This is a genomic window from Pseudomonas syringae group sp. 243L2, assembly GCF_032587875.1.
Taxonomy (GTDB): domain Bacteria; phylum Pseudomonadota; class Gammaproteobacteria; order Pseudomonadales; family Pseudomonadaceae; genus Aquipseudomonas; species Aquipseudomonas amygdali.
Genome location: NZ_JAWHPL010000019.1, coordinates 373,710 through 389,829 on the forward strand (window position 1 = coordinate 373,710; position 16,120 = coordinate 389,829).

Annotated in this window: 14 protein-coding genes and 1 other RNA gene; 5 read left to right on the top strand and 10 right to left on the bottom strand. The window is 53.9% G+C overall.

Annotation, left to right across the window (positions count from 1 at the left end; all coding sequences use genetic code 11):
- Positions 1–113 precede the first annotated feature (113 nt).
- Positions 114–473, bottom strand: coding sequence for a hypothetical protein (locus tag RYB66_RS12040; protein ID WP_316894478.1), 360 nt, complete (start codon positions 471–473; stop codon positions 114–116).
- 125 nt (positions 474–598) lie between these two features.
- Here RYB66_RS12040 and RYB66_RS12045 point away from each other — a divergent pair, with 125 nt between their 5' ends.
- The gene (locus tag RYB66_RS12045; RefSeq protein WP_316894528.1) at positions 599–844 is read left to right on the top strand and encodes a helix-turn-helix transcriptional regulator; all 246 of its coding nucleotides are present in this window, start codon (positions 599–601) and stop codon (positions 842–844) included.
- A 42-nt stretch (positions 845–886) separates the two neighbouring features.
- Here RYB66_RS12045 and RYB66_RS12050 read toward each other — a convergent pair whose 3' ends face one another.
- From RYB66_RS12050 to RYB66_RS12070, 5 genes are all read right to left on the bottom strand, one after another.
- Complete coding sequence (locus RYB66_RS12050; RefSeq protein WP_316894480.1) at positions 887–1,066, bottom strand: hypothetical protein; 180 nt, start codon at positions 1,064–1,066, stop codon at positions 887–889.
- Between the two features lie 61 nt (positions 1,067–1,127).
- Positions 1,128–2,039 (bottom strand): hydrolase or metal-binding protein, encoded by a 912-nt coding sequence (locus tag RYB66_RS12055; RefSeq protein ID WP_316894482.1) that lies wholly within the window; start codon positions 2,037–2,039, stop codon positions 1,128–1,130.
- A 75-nt stretch (positions 2,040–2,114) separates the two neighbouring features.
- The gene (locus RYB66_RS12060; protein WP_316894484.1) at positions 2,115–3,119 is read right to left on the bottom strand and encodes a lambda-exonuclease family protein; all 1,005 of its coding nucleotides are present in this window, start codon (positions 3,117–3,119) and stop codon (positions 2,115–2,117) included.
- 78 nt (positions 3,120–3,197) lie between these two features.
- Complete coding sequence (locus RYB66_RS12065; RefSeq protein WP_316894486.1) at positions 3,198–4,166, bottom strand: DUF932 domain-containing protein; 969 nt, start codon at positions 4,164–4,166, stop codon at positions 3,198–3,200.
- A gap of 91 nt (positions 4,167–4,257) precedes the next feature.
- Entirely contained in the window at positions 4,258–4,530 is a 273-nt protein-coding gene (locus RYB66_RS12070) for a hypothetical protein (RefSeq protein ID WP_316894488.1), read from the bottom strand.
- Positions 4,531–4,881: 351 nt separating this feature from the next.
- Here RYB66_RS12070 and RYB66_RS12075 point away from each other — a divergent pair, with 351 nt between their 5' ends.
- From RYB66_RS12075 to RYB66_RS12090, 4 genes are all read left to right on the top strand, one after another.
- A complete protein-coding gene (locus RYB66_RS12075) occupies positions 4,882–7,161 on the top strand; it encodes an STY4851/ECs_5259 family protein (protein WP_316894490.1) in 2,280 nt (759 codons plus the stop codon).
- The gene (locus RYB66_RS12080) at positions 7,158–9,065 is read left to right on the top strand and encodes a hypothetical protein (RefSeq protein WP_316894493.1); all 1,908 of its coding nucleotides are present in this window, start codon (positions 7,158–7,160) and stop codon (positions 9,063–9,065) included. Before RYB66_RS12075 ends, RYB66_RS12080 begins: the two co-directional genes overlap by 4 nt.
- Complete coding sequence (locus tag RYB66_RS12085; RefSeq protein WP_316894495.1) at positions 9,052–11,805, top strand: DEAD/DEAH box helicase; 2,754 nt, start codon at positions 9,052–9,054, stop codon at positions 11,803–11,805. Before RYB66_RS12080 ends, RYB66_RS12085 begins: the two co-directional genes overlap by 14 nt.
- A 168-nt stretch (positions 11,806–11,973) precedes the next feature.
- Positions 11,974–12,783, top strand: a complete 810-nt coding sequence (locus RYB66_RS12090; protein WP_316894497.1) for an HNH endonuclease signature motif containing protein — start codon at positions 11,974–11,976, stop codon at positions 12,781–12,783.
- Between the two features lie 298 nt (positions 12,784–13,081).
- Here RYB66_RS12090 and RYB66_RS12095 read toward each other — a convergent pair whose 3' ends face one another.
- From RYB66_RS12095 to smpB, 4 genes are all read right to left on the bottom strand, one after another.
- Positions 13,082–14,347, bottom strand: a complete 1,266-nt coding sequence (locus RYB66_RS12095) for an integrase domain-containing protein (protein ID WP_316894499.1) — start codon at positions 14,345–14,347, stop codon at positions 13,082–13,084.
- 184 nt (positions 14,348–14,531) lie between these two features.
- Positions 14,532–14,919: a transfer-messenger RNA gene (ssrA, locus tag RYB66_RS12100) on the bottom strand.
- A gap of 110 nt (positions 14,920–15,029) precedes the next feature.
- A complete protein-coding gene (locus RYB66_RS12105) occupies positions 15,030–15,314 on the bottom strand; it encodes a hypothetical protein (RefSeq protein WP_002555147.1) in 285 nt (94 codons plus the stop codon).
- Positions 15,315–15,603: 289 nt separating this feature from the next.
- Positions 15,604–16,086 (bottom strand): SsrA-binding protein SmpB, encoded by a 483-nt coding sequence (gene smpB, locus RYB66_RS12110; RefSeq protein ID WP_002555146.1) that lies wholly within the window; start codon positions 16,084–16,086, stop codon positions 15,604–15,606.
- Between the last annotated feature and the right edge of the window lie 34 nt (positions 16,087–16,120).

Here is a 16,120-nt window from a genome sequence, read left to right on the forward strand (position 1 = left end):
TTCAATGATAGTGCGAATGCCAAACAGCTCGCCGCTTTTAGTATGGCTGGTTTTATTTTCATTTTATTAAACTCTGTAATGGTCTGATAGGCGAGAGTTGATATTGTTGCTGGCTATTTTTTGTAGATTACTTTTAGTTTTTTGTGTATGTAGTCTTTTATGATTTCGTAATCGGGGTCATAGGTAGCCAGCGTGTGTCCGGCACTAGCGACGGTAGCTGCGGCGGCTAAGGTAACTCCGATAGGCAGAGACGCTGCTCCAATGATGGTGCCAAGCATTCCGCCTTGCGCGAGAGCGCCTTTTATATCGACCTTCACACGGCACTTCAAACCCAGGCTTTCTATCTTTTTTTCTACGTTGATTACACTCTTAGTAAATTCACCCCGTAAGCCCACAATCTCGAAAGAAGCTTTGGCTCTTAGGAGTGTTTCTATTTGAGATTCATTTAAACCATTTACTGTTGATAGAGACATATTTTCAGATTCTCTGAATCGGGAGTAGGAAGGCCTTCTGCTAGGTCTGCTCAATGTCACAGAAATGCGTAAAAGGGTCGTAAATGCCGTGGTCGTCAAAGCATCATAGCGCGACGATCTTCGCCATGGCAAGAATCTCTGCAAACCACGATAAAGACGGTGACCTGGTAGCGCTTGGTGCGGTAGTACGTACGCGGCGGCTAGGACATGCGCTGTCGCAAGAAGCCTTGGCAGATGCTGCTGGGATTGATCGTTCCCACATGGGGAAAATTGAGCGGGGGGAAAGAAATGTTACTTTTTTGAACATTCTCCGAATTGCTACTGCTTTGCAATGTAAGCCGTCAGATTTGCTGTTTGAGGCAGGCTTGTGATTTCGTCACTAGGGTTTAGAGCTTCATGAGTCGACACTCTGTTTAGGTTTGTTGGGGAGCGGTCTTACTGATTAAAACGTTCAGGACTCCACATGCAAGCACTACAGCGACGAGCAATGATGGAAAGCGCAGCATCAGCAGGATGCTTAGAACCAGCACGGAGGTTGCCGCCATCGCACCAATGAACATGATCAGGCACAGAAATAGTCGAAGCATTTTCATAGTGAATCTCCAATTGGTGCCCTCCTGTATGGTTTTGCCGTCGAGTTAGATGCGGTGGTTTTTAATCGGTTTTTGAGTTGATCGATGCGAGTGCTTCAAGCTTTTTGGCGAGCGGTGTCGCTGGCGTCGGTCTCTTGGGCGCGAGTGCAGCGGTGGCGTTAGAGTCACTATCCGCACCGGTAAAAAACTCCTCGGTTACTGAACCGCTGTCGTCCTCGTTATCCTCAAAAACTCCGTTGCTGAAGCCCTTCTGAGCGGCTGTATCTAGAGCGGACTGGAGGAAGCCTGCTGTTTGGCGTGTTTCATCCAACTCTTTCCCGGCGAGCAGTGCTTCTTCCAGGCTCATCCCGCTACGCACGGTGATGTCGGCGTAGAAGATTGGCGTGCCATGACTCTGCCGAGTGGATTTTCCACGCAGGCGCAGTTCCAGTGGAAGACAGGCCAGGCGGTTGCCGGAAACTGCCTGGAAGTACTGCAGGCGTGCTGCCAACGTACGAATGCTGTTGAAGCCCGTGGTGCGGAACACGAAGCTGCCGAGCGTGTCATCGTTGCCGATGACCACATTGAGCCGTCCGTAAGGCTTGCAGGCATTGCCCATGGCCAGCGAACAGGCATCTGGTGAAGGGCAGGGCAGCGACTTGATTCCGTCCTCGCATTGGCGCTTGCAGGTCTCGCCGTTGCCGACACACAGGGGGCGTCCAGTGTTGCGGTCGAACAAGGTGTACTCGGCCCTGAAATTGAGTTCCGGTTCGTTGAACAGCACGCGAATTGGAATGCTCCGTAATTTGGTGTCCGGCGTCTCGCGTAATTCGTCATTCAATGGATGCAGCAGCCAGCCGTCCCTGCTTTGCACTTGTGAGGTGATTGTGAATTGATCATCTTTCTCCGGCAGGCGCTTGCCGTTTTTCTCGACGATTTTGCCAATGGAAATACGCCCGAGCACAGGCGGTGTAATGACCAGGCCTTTGAGCATGATAGTTATCCTTTGAAGTAAAAAATGGCCACCCGAGAACCGTGTAGCACCGGGATGGCCAGAGAGGAAGAGAGCTCAGTTGATAAGGAAGCGACGGCTGCCTTCCTTGAGCTTGGTGAAACGGACTTGTAGATAGGGCTTCTCCTTCAGCAGGCGTTCGACATCGAGCACGGTGCTGTCTTTGGATCGCTTCCAGCTGATGAAACCGTTACTGAACTCCGCTCGTGTGGCTTCGCCCATGGCTTGCAGTAGGATCTGTTTCAGGTGAGATTCGCGACTCTCCTTTTCAGCAATGGATTGTCGAATTGCCTTGAGCTCCAGGTAGGTCGCTGCCAATCCAGCATTGCCCCTGAAGTCCGCTGATTGACCATTGTCCTGAGGGTAAAGGCAACGCAGCGCCGCTTCAGACGAGGCACTACCATCGACCGGAGGTGGGGTGTCGGTTTGAACGTACTGCCAGAACTTGCGTTCCAGCTCGATCAGGCGGGCAATCATCTGCTCGTCTCGGTCGATGCGATGGATCTCTAGATGCTGGCCACCCAGTAAAACTGCTACATCTGCGGCCTGCTTACCGGTGACGGCCAGTTGGTGCATGACCTGTAATTGCACATACTCGGGCACGCCTTCTTTCCAGAGGCGTGCTCCATTTATGCCGGCGGTCTTGCATTCAAGGATCTGCACGTCGTCCGCGCCAATCACCTCGCGGTCGATGTTGGCGAGCATCCATGGCAGTTCTGGATCAGGGTGCTGCAGCACGGCGTTAATTCGTCGCACTTTCTTGCCAGTGCGTTTGCTGTAATGCCAGGCCACGATAGGCTCCAGAACATTGCCCCAGTAGGCTGGGCTCTCCTCATCCTGAGGATCGATTTTCGGTAACGCGGCATCCCGGCCAGTCTTTTCAAGCCATAATTCCAACTGCGATTTGTACGGGTTCAAGCCAACCGCTGCGCCTGCGTCTGAGCTGCCGATGCCTTGTTTACGCACGGCGAGCCAATCTTCTCGGGGGAGTTCTTTGGTGCCGATCAGGCGCAGGGCCGGCCGGCTCTTGTGAGTGTTTTCATTTGGCGTAATCGCTTTCATGTGGGTTCCTTGCAGACACAAAAACGCCCGTTGAGCTCGGTGCTGAACGGGCGTTATGGTTGAGGGGAGGGAGGCATTTCAGGCCGCGAGTTGCAGGGCGGCATCCAGCGCACGTTGCTTTATTTGCGCTCCCTGGCCGAACCAGGCGGAGTCCATGCGGTACTCGTTGCTGCGCGCTCTGCGCTCATGGTCGACATATTCGGTCACGGCGTTGAGCAGACCCCAGGCAGTGCCTTGCGCCGACTCAAGCGTTGCACCACGGCCGCGCCCCTCGTACAAGCTTTGTACTTTGCGCAGGGCGCGTTCGTTGGGAAGGACTTCAGGTAATTTGCTATTGGGCGTTACGTCACACAACACGTTCATGAAGAATCCCATAGCTTCATGCCACTGAACTTTGCGCTCGGCCAGCACGCGCATGCGATACATAAACTCGTCCCATTGCGAGACGGCAACACCCAATTGCTTTTTGACGACCTGAGGGTCGAAGCGGGTGCTGTGAGGCACCTTGATGGAGCGAGTGGTGCCATCTAGTGCGATGGTCAAGGTGTTGTTGCAGACTACGCGAACGGTTGTCGGCGTGGCGGTGGTGGCAAGCGTGCCGTCGCAAGAGGTTGCCAGCAACAAATAGCCGTTGACTTGATCGTTACCTTTCAGCGCTGTGTTTTGACCGGTTCGCGCTAACGCCCAGAACTTACGACCGCCCTTGAGCACGCCAGCGGTCTCCAGCTCATAGCCGGACACCTCGGTCAGATCTCGATAGAACTCCATCACTTCACACGGCTGAACAATTTGATAGCGGTTGGAAACCACTGACAGCGGTGCTTTGGTGTCGGAGCGGTACAGCACCCTTTGCTCCGGGAACGAGTGAATGCTGCCCAAATGGCCAATAGCGTCGGCTTTGAAGTGAACTGGGCTTTCCTGGATCTGCCAGTCCATGCCAGCCTCGCGCTGCCAGATTTCAATAGGCTGTTTTTGAGTCAATTGGCTGCCGAGGCCATGCCACGGGGTCGCACCAACGTAAGCCATTTGTTCGATTTGATGAGCCATGATTACGATTCCTTAGGGTGCAAGCCGGTATAAATGCCACGCATCGTGCGGCACTGTCCGGACTTACTAAAAGAGAGAAGGGGAGAACGGTTTAAGCAGGCAGATTGAATCGATGTCCACAGATCAGGCAGAGATTGTGGGCGAGGACATGGCGGTCAAGTTTGTCGCCGAGTTGAGCGCCCAATGCACAGCCACCAGCGCCGCCTACAAGCCCGCCGAGGATGGCGCCAGAAACGGCTCCGAGGGTGACTCCAAGCGGGCCGGCAATAGCGCCGACGGTGGCACCTGCCTGACCGCCTGCAAGTGCTGCACTGACGCCGCGTGCTGCACCGCCAACCGTACCGATGGCGGCCGCAATTTTCATGGCCTGGTGGAGAGAGGCGATTTTGGGTGAGTTACAGCGAGGGCACTGCAATGACATGGTTTGAAGCTCCATGGTGGGATGTCATAGCAGTGATGTAGGACTGAATTTTTTTTAGATGGAATAGTACTGCCTCTCTACGTAAGGGCGATGCTTCCCATAATTTGCGGTGATGCCGTGCAGTGCCCGCAGAATTGCTAATGCCTAGGCGGGAAAGTATTGCCCGTCAGACTTCCTTCAACGCGAAAGTATTGGTTGATATTAAACGGCCAGCTTGCAATTCTAAGCTCAGAGAAATCGGGAGGTGTCGACCATCGACACCCCTGCCCAGCCTGCGAATAGATGGAGCTAGACGTGCAGCTTAATCAATGGATTAGCCGTTTTCTTTCTAAAAGAGGCCTTGATGCTCCGGATGGCCGGCCGCTATTCGCTTACAAAACCACAGAAGCTCAGTACAACGAGCTAAAGCAATGTCTTCGTGCGATTCCAAGTTTTGCCGTTGGTAGTGCAGAGTACTGCCAGGTATGGCTTCTGTTTGCTGCGGAATGGTGGAAGCGTGAATACGCCGGCGGAGCTTGGCGCTGGGCTCCGCTCTGCCTCGCGGCCGGACAACCTGGCATGACCCATGAGCAAACGAGTCGCCACGTATTGGCAGGCCACCGCCAATGGCAGTTGACCACCGAAATCAGGGGGGAGGGCAAACGCTACATTGGACATGTCGCCATTAACGGTGGCCTACCCATGCGTCTGCTCGAGACCGCTCAAGGCGGCTTGTCTCGTCTTCTACGAATGGTGCTTGAGCAAACGCTTCGATGCAGCCTACACCAGGATGACTTGCTGGATGCCATCAAGACGCAGGCGGCATTACTTCCAGTAAGTTATCGCCAGGACCTTATTTACCAATTACTCCGCGATCTGGTGTGGGGCGTATTGCAGCTTCGCGAGCAATACAAGCTTCAAAATGAGTCCGATCCACTCTTGAAGCTTCAGCAGCAATGCCCTGACTGGGAAATGCGATTTCCGCTAGCTTTGGATAGTGCCGTCGCTACCACGCTAATCAAGGGGCTTGTCGCCAGCGTTGCGACTATCAGCGTGCAGAACAGTCGCGTATCTCAGAGGCCCGCCCGGTTATCAGCCTCACACACTGCTAGCCGGTCAGGATGGCAGGTTTTGCACGTGACTAAGCATGGCGCGTCTGTAGTTCTGGCGGCTATTTGGTTTTTGGTGTCCGGGCTGCGAAGGTATCCATGTATGTTTCTAAATGAGTTTTTGACCGAGTATGATGACAGTCTTGGCAGTGAGCTAAATATTGATCCGTTGGGGTTGCAGGTGATTTGGTCGGCGTTCGGCCAGCAGATTTTTCAGAACCGGATCAGCTCGATTTCCAACGATATCCGCAACTACACCTTGACTCTGTTCAATCACTGGTTGATCAAGAACCTGATTGATGACGACTTGGTCGCGTTAGGCAGCGGTTTGAAAAAAGTCTACGCCGGCAAAAATGATCTCAACTTCAAGCATGCTTGCCTGATATACCTGGAAAACTTGTACGTCTATAGCGTCATCGCTCATCAAGACACTGCCGACCTGGAAGGCACTGGTGTGCTGGGGATCAGCAAGGCGCGACGCAGGTGGTATGAACGCGGCGGGAATCCACGGCTTTCGTTCAGCCATAACAGCGAGGCTCAGGTACTGGTTCGTCAAACCATGCTTGGTGTGAGCGGTCGCTATAAGACTCCACTGGTGGAGATGGGCTTTTTCAATCGTCAGTATCACTACAGTTTGCCGACGGCCGCACCGCTGTGGAAAAGCGCAGAGGCACTGATCAAGAGTGTCCCGACACTCTCCCGCCTCTATGGCTTACTGCGCCTGCATCTGCGGGATTTGCTGGCGAGCAACAGTGGCGAGCCAAAGCGGGATTTTTCCGACATACCCACGACGCTTAAACTGGCTCTGATTGAAGCTTTTCCTTCTTCGGCAGCTGTCGGCGCCAGGACGTGCGACTTCTGGCTTTCCGTCACAGAGCTGGACCAGGGAGCACCTGGAGCGTTGTACAAGGTGCTCTCACCCGCCAAAAGCGGTGAAGGGCTCAGCAGCGCATCCGCTGCCGCCGTGTTTGAGAAGGCGGTGAAGCACCCGCTGCCGCCAGAAGCGCAGGACAAGCTTGAACACGTGCGCCTGCTTGAGCCTTTACTGGGCGAGCTAGATCTGCTGTTCAACTTAATGCTGGCCGAGAAGTCCCAATCCTTGGAGCAGGCTGAACGACGCTGGGAGGCCCTCGGCCGTAATGCCGCCACCTTGGCATCCTACGCCGCCCCCATTGAAGAGAACGTAGCGATGTCTTCGGTGCTTTCGGCAACCGGTCAATCACGGCTGAATCGCTTGCTGATATTGGCCAGGCAGGGTGACGTACCGGCCCAGATGTGCGCATTGCTGAACTACCATGCGCAAGTCATGGAAAGCCGCGGGCAGTCGCCGTGGCTGACATTGGTCAATGGCGCGCAGCTCAAGCTACATGTTCGGCCTCGGAGTGAACCGACCTTCGCCGACAGGCCGTTGGGTTGTTGGGTTCATCAGTATTACATTCCCCAGTTTCGTCATTTGCTCGGCGGCTTGCAGGGAGTGGCAGCATGAAGCTGCTCGATGCCTTCAAGCAGCAGTTGGAGGAACTGGGCGAAATACGCCGGGTCTGGCTGACTAGCTTCAACCTGAATATCGGTTTTGTCGAAACTTACCTGCTGCCGGCAGTGCTGGGCATGGATCAGCCACGCAATCGCATGGACTACGAAAGCTTCCAATTGTATCTGGTAGAAAAAGACATCGATTTTCGGATCTTCTGCGACAAACGCATGCTGGGGGCCGAACAATACAAACGTACGGCCATCCATGTTCATTGCGTTTCAGCGCGTGCATTCAATGAAGACGATGGCTTCACAGACCAGTCTCTATTTCATCCGAAAGTCATCTACCTTGAGAGCAAGTCGGGACAGATGGTGTTAGGCGCGGGCAGTGCCAACCTGACGGTCGGTGGCTGGGGGCGCAATCAGGAAGTGTTCACTTTTCATCGGGTTTGCAATGTCGGGCAATACAAACAGATAAAAGCGTTTTTCAATGCATTGATCGAACCGTGGGAGCTGACGTTCGATTGGCCCGACAGACGCTTTGCGAACAACGGTTCCGATTGGCAGTTCGTTCACAGCTTCGACCAAGACACTTTTCTCCATCGACTCATGGCGCAGGACAGGATCACTTCTTTGCAGGTGTGGTCACCGTACCTGGCGGCGGACCTGCCCGATCTGCTGGCTCGACTTCAGCAAGTGTCGGGCAATCCCAAGTTGAAAGTGGCACTGGTCGCAGACCGGCTCGAGGGCCGCTACTTCCGGACGCCTTGGAGCGAAGCACTGGCAGCGAGTATTGACGATGAGAGCCTAGCTTTTCATCACAACCCTTCCTTTCGCCATAACCTCGTCGAAATAACTCACGCCAAGGCATGGTTGTTTCGCTCAACCAAGGGGTGCCGCCTGGCGATCGGATCGTGGAATTTCACGCACGCAGGTACCAGCAGTTTCGAGCAGCGCAATATCGAAGCGGGCATCGTACTGAACTACAAGCGCAACGCAGACATGCTTGGTGACCCAATCGATGTCACCGAGGCTGACTTTGCCAGCGACCTGTTGTTGCTAGAGGATAGCCTGACCATTCCAGAGGAACTGCCATTCGACCTGAACGTGCATTACGACTGGAAGAGGGCCTGCTTTACGGTGACGGGACAGTGGTGCGCCAACAAACCCAACAGTGATTATTGGCTGAAGCTGCCGGGTGTGAACGAAGCGATTCCCCTGCACTGGAAGACGCGACGTCAGGGTGGAATCTTTTCGCTTACGCCGATCGAGCGGATTACCCCGGATAACGAGGCAATGCTGGCGGATCACAGCTACAGCATTCTTCTGCGGAACCAGACCCCTCCGGTCTATCGGGGGATTATTGTTGAAAGCGGTCAGTCTTTCCGGCGTGCGCAAGGATTCGAGTCGCTCAAGGATTTGCTCGACAGTTTGGTCACTCAAATTGATCCGCAGAGCGATAACAACACGGTGCTCCGCGCGTGCCTGCGTACAGGTGCCGGGCCGGATGAAGACCTGCCGATACCTTCGGCCTCTATCGAACATGATGCGTTGTCTTATTTCCGACTGTTCCAAGCGATTGAGCATTTTCGGGAGCGCCTGAACACAGTCACGGAAACGGTACAATTGGAGAAATGGCTTTTCGGCTACCCAGGTTGTCTGCAGGAACTGGCGGCCAAAACGCGCCAACAACTTCAAGGAAGTCAACCCAGTGTGTTCAACTGGTTTCTCGCACAGGAAGTCAATTCGCTTTACGACCAGGCAGTGCGGTCATATCGGAGCTACGAGCGCCGCAAGCCCGCACAGGAATTGTGGTCGACATTGAGAGTGGTGCCGCCAAAATTGCCGCGGGGATTGGAAAAACATCTGGACTATCTTCGCTGCGTCGAACAGGAATGTGACTATGCGCGGCAGTGAGTGGGGGGGCTTGAAGCCAGAACAGGTCGCGGACTGGATCAACTTCGACGCGACTGATCGCGACTGGCATTACGCAAGCAGCGAGCGTATTTCAATGCCGGCGCGTCAGGCCGAAGGTGTCGCTGGTTTGTGGAACAAGCTGTCTATGCACAACGTGGCACTGCTGGCCGATGAGGTCGGCATGGGCAAGACGTTTCAGGCGCTAGGTATCATGGTGCTGTTATGGAAACTGAAGCCCTCTGCCCGGGTGCTGGTTATGGCACCCAATCGGGACATTTGCCATCACTGGTCGCGGGAATATGCGGCCTTCCTGCGTGAGCACTACCGGGGCGGTGAGCATTTGACCAGCGATGCGCCCGACCGCAGACCGCTACATGAAGCGCAAATGCACTGGCGGCTTGCGGATCTGGCGGAAGCGGTCAGTGAGGGCAGTGGGCAACTTTATCTCACCACGATTTATTCGCTCAGCAACCTGGTTCTGAAATGCGAAAAAGAAGAGGGTGACGTGTTGGCAAAAGCGCAACAAGCCGCGGCCGGCATTCACCGAAAACTCAAGTCATCGTTGGGTGACAAGGGGTTCGATCTAATCGTCGTGGATGAAGCCCATTATTTCCGCAACGCTGATGGAGGGTCACAGCGCGCCAAAGCAGCCCGAAAATTCTTCGGTGAACTGGGCAATCGGCTCGGGCAGAAAGTCTTACTGCTGACCGCTACGCCCAGTCATTCCTCGCTCAAGGATATAGCGGCCATTCTCGGCTATTTCATCGATACTCCGGTCGACGGGCGAAAACTAGAGCCTGATGAGCTTCTAACCAAATATGCGTTGCGGCGTCTGCGTCTGATGCAGGGCGTACTAGGCTACCGCAACAAATACAACTATCGTCATGAAAAAGCCTTGCCGGCAAGCTTCCAGAACAATCCTGAAGCCGAGATGTTCTTCGCGTTGTATCAGAAAAAACTCGTGCAACAACAGGGGCAGGCTGGTAGCAATCGCAAGTTTTTGTACGGCTACCTCGAGGGATTCGAATCCATTGGCACCAAGCTGGATGTCGACGTTATTGATGCTGCGCAGGCGGAACAGGATCACTCCACACAGGCATTTTCTGGGGCCCCGGATACGAAGATTCTTAATCATCTAACCCAACTGCACCGTGAGTATTTCCACAGCTATCCTGAGCATCCTAAATACGACGCGCTGATGCGCGAGTGCCAGCCTGAAGATGTTTTTGATACGCGCATAGCCTTGCACGAACACAAGCATCTGGTGTTTGTGCGGCGGATTGCTTCGGTCCGGGAAATCACCCAGCGCTTAAATGCAGCCAGTGACCAGATGCTGGCGCGACGAATTGTCCAGGCCTGGCAACCGGAAGATCAGGAGCGGTTATTAGAGCGGTGGCGGAAGACGGGTTGGTCGCGTAGTTATTTCAATCAATTTGTCAGGCAGCAGGCATCTGAGGATTTGGGCGATCAGGATCTGCTAGATGAGCAGGATCAAACAGATGTTGCCGATGCTCAGGAAAACGATGAAAAGCTGGCCTCCCGCATTGCTGATCTATTTGTAGTGAAGAAGAACCACAAGGAGCGCAGTACGGACTGCTCGAATTTCAGCTTGCGATTGCGCAAGCCCGAGAGCCTGTTCTCTTTGTTGTTGGAGCCGGCAAGTGACTACCGCCGAGGCGGGTATACGCGATATGACCGCAAACATGTTGGCGAGCGTGATCGCGACGACTACGGTACGGCGGCGCTGCAGGCGCGTCTTGCATCGCATCAAGGGGGAGCGAGTAGCAGCGAACTGGGAGATACGGCCGGCCGAACACAAATCGATTACGACAGGCCAATGCCGAGCCTGTGGAGCCTGATGTATGAAGGGCTGCCCGAAACTACGCGTCAGAGACTGGATGTCTGGCTGGACCCTGAGACGGGAAATCGAGGTATTGCCGAAAACTTCGGCAATTATGTGAAAGCAGGCTTCCTGTTTGCTAGCCCCGTGATCATCGAACTCTATAGTTGGTTCACTGAGTTTCGTCGCACCTCTCATGGTGGCGATGCTCAGCAGCGTTACCTTGCTTTTGTCGATTGGATGACACCGCGCCTGCCAGGTTCGCTGATCCGGAAGTACTTTATCGCGGCCCTGGATTCTTTCGAGCAAATCTGTGAAAAAATCACCGATCATGCGCTGGCGGACTGGCAGAAAGATTGGCGCACTCTCACCAGTCTGCAAAGCCCTGCCTGGTTCGCCAGTGGTCAGTCAGGTAACCGGCAGCGGCTGATTCTTGGCTTCAACAGTCCTTTTTATCCAAACGTGCTAGTGGCCACTTCGGTATTCCAGGAAGGTGTGAATCTGCATCTGCAATGCCGCAAGGTGCATCACTATGGTATCGCCTGGACCCCTGGTGACAACGAGCAGCGAGTAGGTCGTGTGGATCGGCTGTTCGGTCGAGTAAACCGGCAGTTGCAAGAACAAGGAGAGGCTGAACTGGCGATTCACTATCCCTATCTCACACGTTCGTTCGACCAGGAGCAACTAGCCTCCTTCGTATTACTCAAACATGCGGTCGAGACGCGTATGGATGCCTGCCGTCATACCGAGTTCAACGACGAGATCGATCTGCGTAATGTGACGGACGATTGGGAACAGTACCTGCGCAAACCGGTTGGGGGTATTCATACCGATGACCCATTTCCTGCGTGTTTTGAAGATAAGTTTTTGCCAAAAAAAGCCTACCTGCCGCGTGTGTGAATCTTCTCGGCAAGAGGGTTCGATTTTTACAGTTGAAAACGACTCAACATGGGCAGTATGTCCCCGGTAGGATCACGTGGGCGCCGCTGTTAATCACGCAAGGGGTGTTGGGTTGATGCTCACTTTTATGGTGGGGCGATAACGTTTACAGCGAGGGGGACGTGAGTCATGGAGCCTAAAGTTTTTCAACCAGGGGATCCTACTGTCTGGATCCCGGTAGGGCGGTATTCATCGACGCCTGGTTGGTGTTTTCTCCCCTGGAAGGGCATTACTGGCGCCTATCGATGGGGGGTCAAAGCTCGGACAGAAATCAGCGATTACTACTCCGCCTTGATTGGTATGCAGAAGGCGTTTCTGGCCGACGAAAAAGAGATCTTTGAAGTGACCATAAAAGGTCAGAAGAAACTTCAAACGCAGAGGAGGGCTCGTTGGCGAGATGGAGACACGCGTCCTTCATTACTGAAGCCGAAACAGGGATGGGTAGAAGTACGCGTCGAGGAATTGGAGTCACTCAGCCATCAACAGCTAAAAGATAAGCTTCTGGAATCCCGCGATACTGCTACGTCGAGTTTCGGGGGCAAAGAGCTTTTCAGTGAGCGTCCTATCCGTTCGCGAAATTTTCAGAACCAGTTCAGTCTTGATACCTTCGCGCTCTGGGGCGGCCGTTGCGCCATAACAGGTTCCTTCCTCGCGCTGGAAGCTGCCCACCTTAAGCCGGTAGCGGGCTGTGAAACTGATGATCCGGCACTTACTGACCCTTACAACGGCATCCTGCTGACTGCGTCCTTGCATAGACTGATGGATGCGGGAGTCTTCGGCTTCGATTCGAAAGGTATTTTGGTTGTCGACCCGGATTTGAGTGACGGTGAGAGAGGGATCCATCAGCTTGCTGTGGCGCGCAAAATTGAGTTCCACGCCGAGGCCATAAAGTATCTCCAGCATCGCATCAAGCGCGCAAAACCACGAGCTGACAGCTGAATCGTCAGTAATGGTGGATTTTCTTTTGTTCGAGCAAAACACCATCCTACTTCCATAGCCCTAAAGTGGTGGGATCAGGAAGGCACGCTGGCCGAACGTTTACACTCCATAGGCTGCTGAAAAACATCCGAGGAGAGGCTACTGACTAGGAGCCTGATTTTGGTTCAGCCATGGCATCTAAGACCAGACCTGATGAAAAGCTGGCCACAACCCATCACCGTCTGTAAGGCCCATGATAGAGACTCAGCTAATGGCTTGAGTTTCCATATAGCGTGCCGCCTCAATTTTGCGGTGTACCTTAAACACACTCGCGTATTGGCACGACTTTTCTGTCTCTATCTTCTTTAATAGCTGCAATCGAGAAGTTGCCAGTTGCCGCCTTTTGGATGTGCTCACTCCACCAAGCCATCATCGGGCGTCTGCGCTCAATGTAGTCGGCTCGGTTGTAGGCGCTGCGTACCTCATCTTTATCGACGTGGGCTAGCGCAACCTCGATTAACTCAGGATCCCAACCGTGTTCATTGAGGATGGTACTCGCCATTGAGCGCATGCCGTGACTGACCAGGCGCCCCTCGAAACCCATACGTTTCAGCGCCATGTTGGCGGTCTGGCTGTTGCAATGGGTGCGAGGGTCTCGGTCCGCAGGGAAAACGTACTCCCTATGTCCACTATAGGGCTTGATCGCTTCCAAGAGCGCCAAAGCTTGTTCAGTGAGCGGAATGATGTGTATCCGACGTTTCTTCATGCGCTCCGCCGGTATCGTCCAGATCTTCTTTTCGAAGTCGATATCAGCCCAACGGGATGTGGCAGCCTCGGCTGGCCGAGTCATAGTGTGAAGTTGCCACTCAATTAGGCAGCGCGTAGTTCTTTTTATGCTGGCATTGGCAATTGCCACCATGAGCTCTTTCAGCTCGTCGGGTGCAAGGGCCGCCATATTTTTCTTTTTGGGCTTTTTAAAGACGGCTCGAATGCCACTTAGCGGATTCGCGTGAATCAATCCCGAGTTGACGCCGTAGGTCATGATTTCATTGAGGCGTTGGGTCAGACGTTTAACGGTTTCGAGGCTGCCCTTCGTCTCGAGGGGACGAAGCAAATTTATGACTTTAGGGGCAGTGATAGCAGAGATTGGTGTGGTGGCCAGATCAGGAAAAACATGCAGCGTGAGCGAGCGCCAAATATCTTCAGCGTACGCTGGGGTGACAGAATCCTTTTTGAGCTCGAACCACGCTGTCGAGATATTTTCGAAAGTATGTTCCGTGGCTGCTTTTTTCGCATGTCGCTCCGCGTCGCGTTTCTCTTTGGGGTCCAGCCCCTGCGCAACGAGCTCTCTTGCTTCAACGGTTCTCTTGCGGGCTTGCGCCAAGCTAACCTCAGGAAAGGTGCCCAACCCCATGTTGACCCGTTTTTTTGTCACGGGTTGGATGTAGTTGAAGTTCCATAGCTTTGAGCCATTGATTCTCACTCGCATCTGTAGGCCGTTGCCATCCGTGAGGACATAGTCTTTTTCCTTGGCTTTTGCGGCTTTCACTTTAACGTCTGAAAGGCGCGTGGCTTGGGCCCCCATGGTGTATTCCAGTGCTGTTTATGTATTCCAAAAAATAGCAGGTGACAGTCTGGAATACCACTTGGAATACACGAAATCGTAGATGGTCTCGGACGTTGATGGATACTTTAGGACCCTAAGCCCTTGTGTTTACTGGATTTCAGGCACAAAAAAAGACGTCCGTGGACGTCTTTAGATGTTGAATTGGTGGAGCCGGGGGGATTTGAACCCCCGTCCGCCAGTACTCCGCTGTCGGTACTACATGCGTAGCCGTGTCTATTAAGTTAACCCTCAGCGACCCGACGGGCAGGGTGCTTTGGGCGAGCTGTGTAAGTTTTAGCCGATTCGTCCACAGCGTACTGCACGGCGATTCTGTTCTATATGACAATCATTTTGGGTTTACAGACATCCCCTGATGATTGCTGGAGCCGAAGCTACCAGAAGTGCGGCTAGGCTGCTTACGCAGCTAGTTGAGCACCGTAGTTTTCGTCATTGGCAACTATAGAAAGTTGCAACAGTGGATTTACGAGTTCTGTTACCAACTCGGCATGCACCTAAAGTTTCATCACCGGCGTCGAATCCAAATCGGCCCCGAGACTGCTTTCGCAGTCGCTGGGGCGCAGTGTACGCCGATTGGCGTGTCACGTCGACCCGTTTGCTGCAATCGATCAGGCTAACCGGGTGGCGGGCCTGATCGAATGGGTTACTTGGTGCCTTCGCTGCCTGAGCCGGTGTTTTTCAGCGAGGTGATCACCTTGGTGGTGATTTCGACGCATTTTTTCTCGTCGTTCTGAGCTTGAGCCGCTTTGGCGTTTTTCTCAGTGGTTTCTAGCATTGTCTTGTTTTCCGGGCTCAGGTTGGTGCCGGAAGAAACCTGAGCATTTTCGATCGTTTTGATGTTTGCAGCGCACAAATCATCGGCGGCAAAAACCGGCGAAGCCAACAGGGCGGCGCTGAGGAACAATCCAGTGAGGGCGGTACGCATCATGTGTCTCTCCTTATAACCTGTGGACTCGGTATGGCCGGTCGTTGAGGCCGTCGCCCGAGGGTTTGAAAAGCCCGTTTAACAGTTGGGCCTAAAGGATTGACTGTGCTGTAACGCAGGCGTTCTATTTTATTTTCAGACAGATGCGAAAAAGCCACATTGGGCGGTTAAGGCACCAAAGTGGGGCGATCTTCGCGTTGGGGTTGTGATTGTGCGGGGTGGATGAGAGGCGGGTGGATTGAAGGTGTGCGGTGCCAAATGCCCGTTACAGGCATTCGGCACCGGCAAGGAGTTAGTCGTCCTTGCCCTTGGAGCGCACGGCACGCTGTAGCTCACGGTCCGAGTCGCGTTCACGCTCGGTGTGGCGTTTGTCGTATTCCTTTTTACCTTTACCCAGCGCGATTTCGCACTTGATCAAGTGCTCCTTCCAGTAAACGGAAAGCGCCACGCAGGCATAGCCTTTCTGTTGAACCGAGCTGGTGAGCTTTTCGAGCTCGCGCTTGTTCAGCAGCAGTTTTCGGGTGCGTGTCGGGTCAGCGATGACGTGCGTGCTGGCAGTCTTGAGAGGCGTGATGTGGCAACCCATCAGCCAGGCCTCGCCATCCTTGAGCAGCACGTAACTGTCGACCAACTGTACCTTGGTGGCACGCAGGCTTTTTACTTCCCAGCCAGCCAGGACCAGACCGGCCTCGAACTTGTGTTCGATGAAGTAATCGTGACGCGCCTTTTTATTTTGCGCGATGGTCCCTGTAGGGTTTTTCTTGAGCTTAGCCATAGGGGGCGCATTATAGGGAGTTGCATCAATGTCG

Coding starts and splice junctions, on each gene's coding strand:
- RYB66_RS12080 (WP_316894493.1), top strand. CDS start 7,158: ATGAAGCTGCTCGATGCCTTCAAGCAGCAGTTGGAGGAACTGGGCGAA.
- RYB66_RS12105 (WP_002555147.1), bottom strand. CDS start 15,314: ATGATGCGTACCGCCCTCACTGGATTGTTCCTCAGCGCCGCCCTGTTG.
- RYB66_RS12055 (WP_316894482.1), bottom strand. CDS start 2,039: ATGCTCAAAGGCCTGGTCATTACACCGCCTGTGCTCGGGCGTATTTCC.
- RYB66_RS12085 (WP_316894495.1), top strand. CDS start 9,052: ATGCGCGGCAGTGAGTGGGGGGGCTTGAAGCCAGAACAGGTCGCGGAC.
- RYB66_RS12095 (WP_316894499.1), bottom strand. CDS start 14,347: ATGGGGGCCCAAGCCACGCGCCTTTCAGACGTTAAAGTGAAAGCCGCA.
- RYB66_RS12050 (WP_316894480.1), bottom strand. CDS start 1,066: ATGAAAATGCTTCGACTATTTCTGTGCCTGATCATGTTCATTGGTGCG.
- RYB66_RS12090 (WP_316894497.1), top strand. CDS start 11,974: ATGGAGCCTAAAGTTTTTCAACCAGGGGATCCTACTGTCTGGATCCCG.
- RYB66_RS12070 (WP_316894488.1), bottom strand. CDS start 4,530: ATGAAAATTGCGGCCGCCATCGGTACGGTTGGCGGTGCAGCACGCGGC.
- smpB (WP_002555146.1), bottom strand. CDS start 16,086: ATGGCTAAGCTCAAGAAAAACCCTACAGGGACCATCGCGCAAAATAAA.
- RYB66_RS12045 (WP_316894528.1), top strand. CDS start 599: ATGGCAAGAATCTCTGCAAACCACGATAAAGACGGTGACCTGGTAGCG.
- RYB66_RS12065 (WP_316894486.1), bottom strand. CDS start 4,166: ATGGCTCATCAAATCGAACAAATGGCTTACGTTGGTGCGACCCCGTGG.
- RYB66_RS12060 (WP_316894484.1), bottom strand. CDS start 3,119: ATGAAAGCGATTACGCCAAATGAAAACACTCACAAGAGCCGGCCGGCC.
- RYB66_RS12040 (WP_316894478.1), bottom strand. CDS start 473: ATGTCTCTATCAACAGTAAATGGTTTAAATGAATCTCAAATAGAAACA.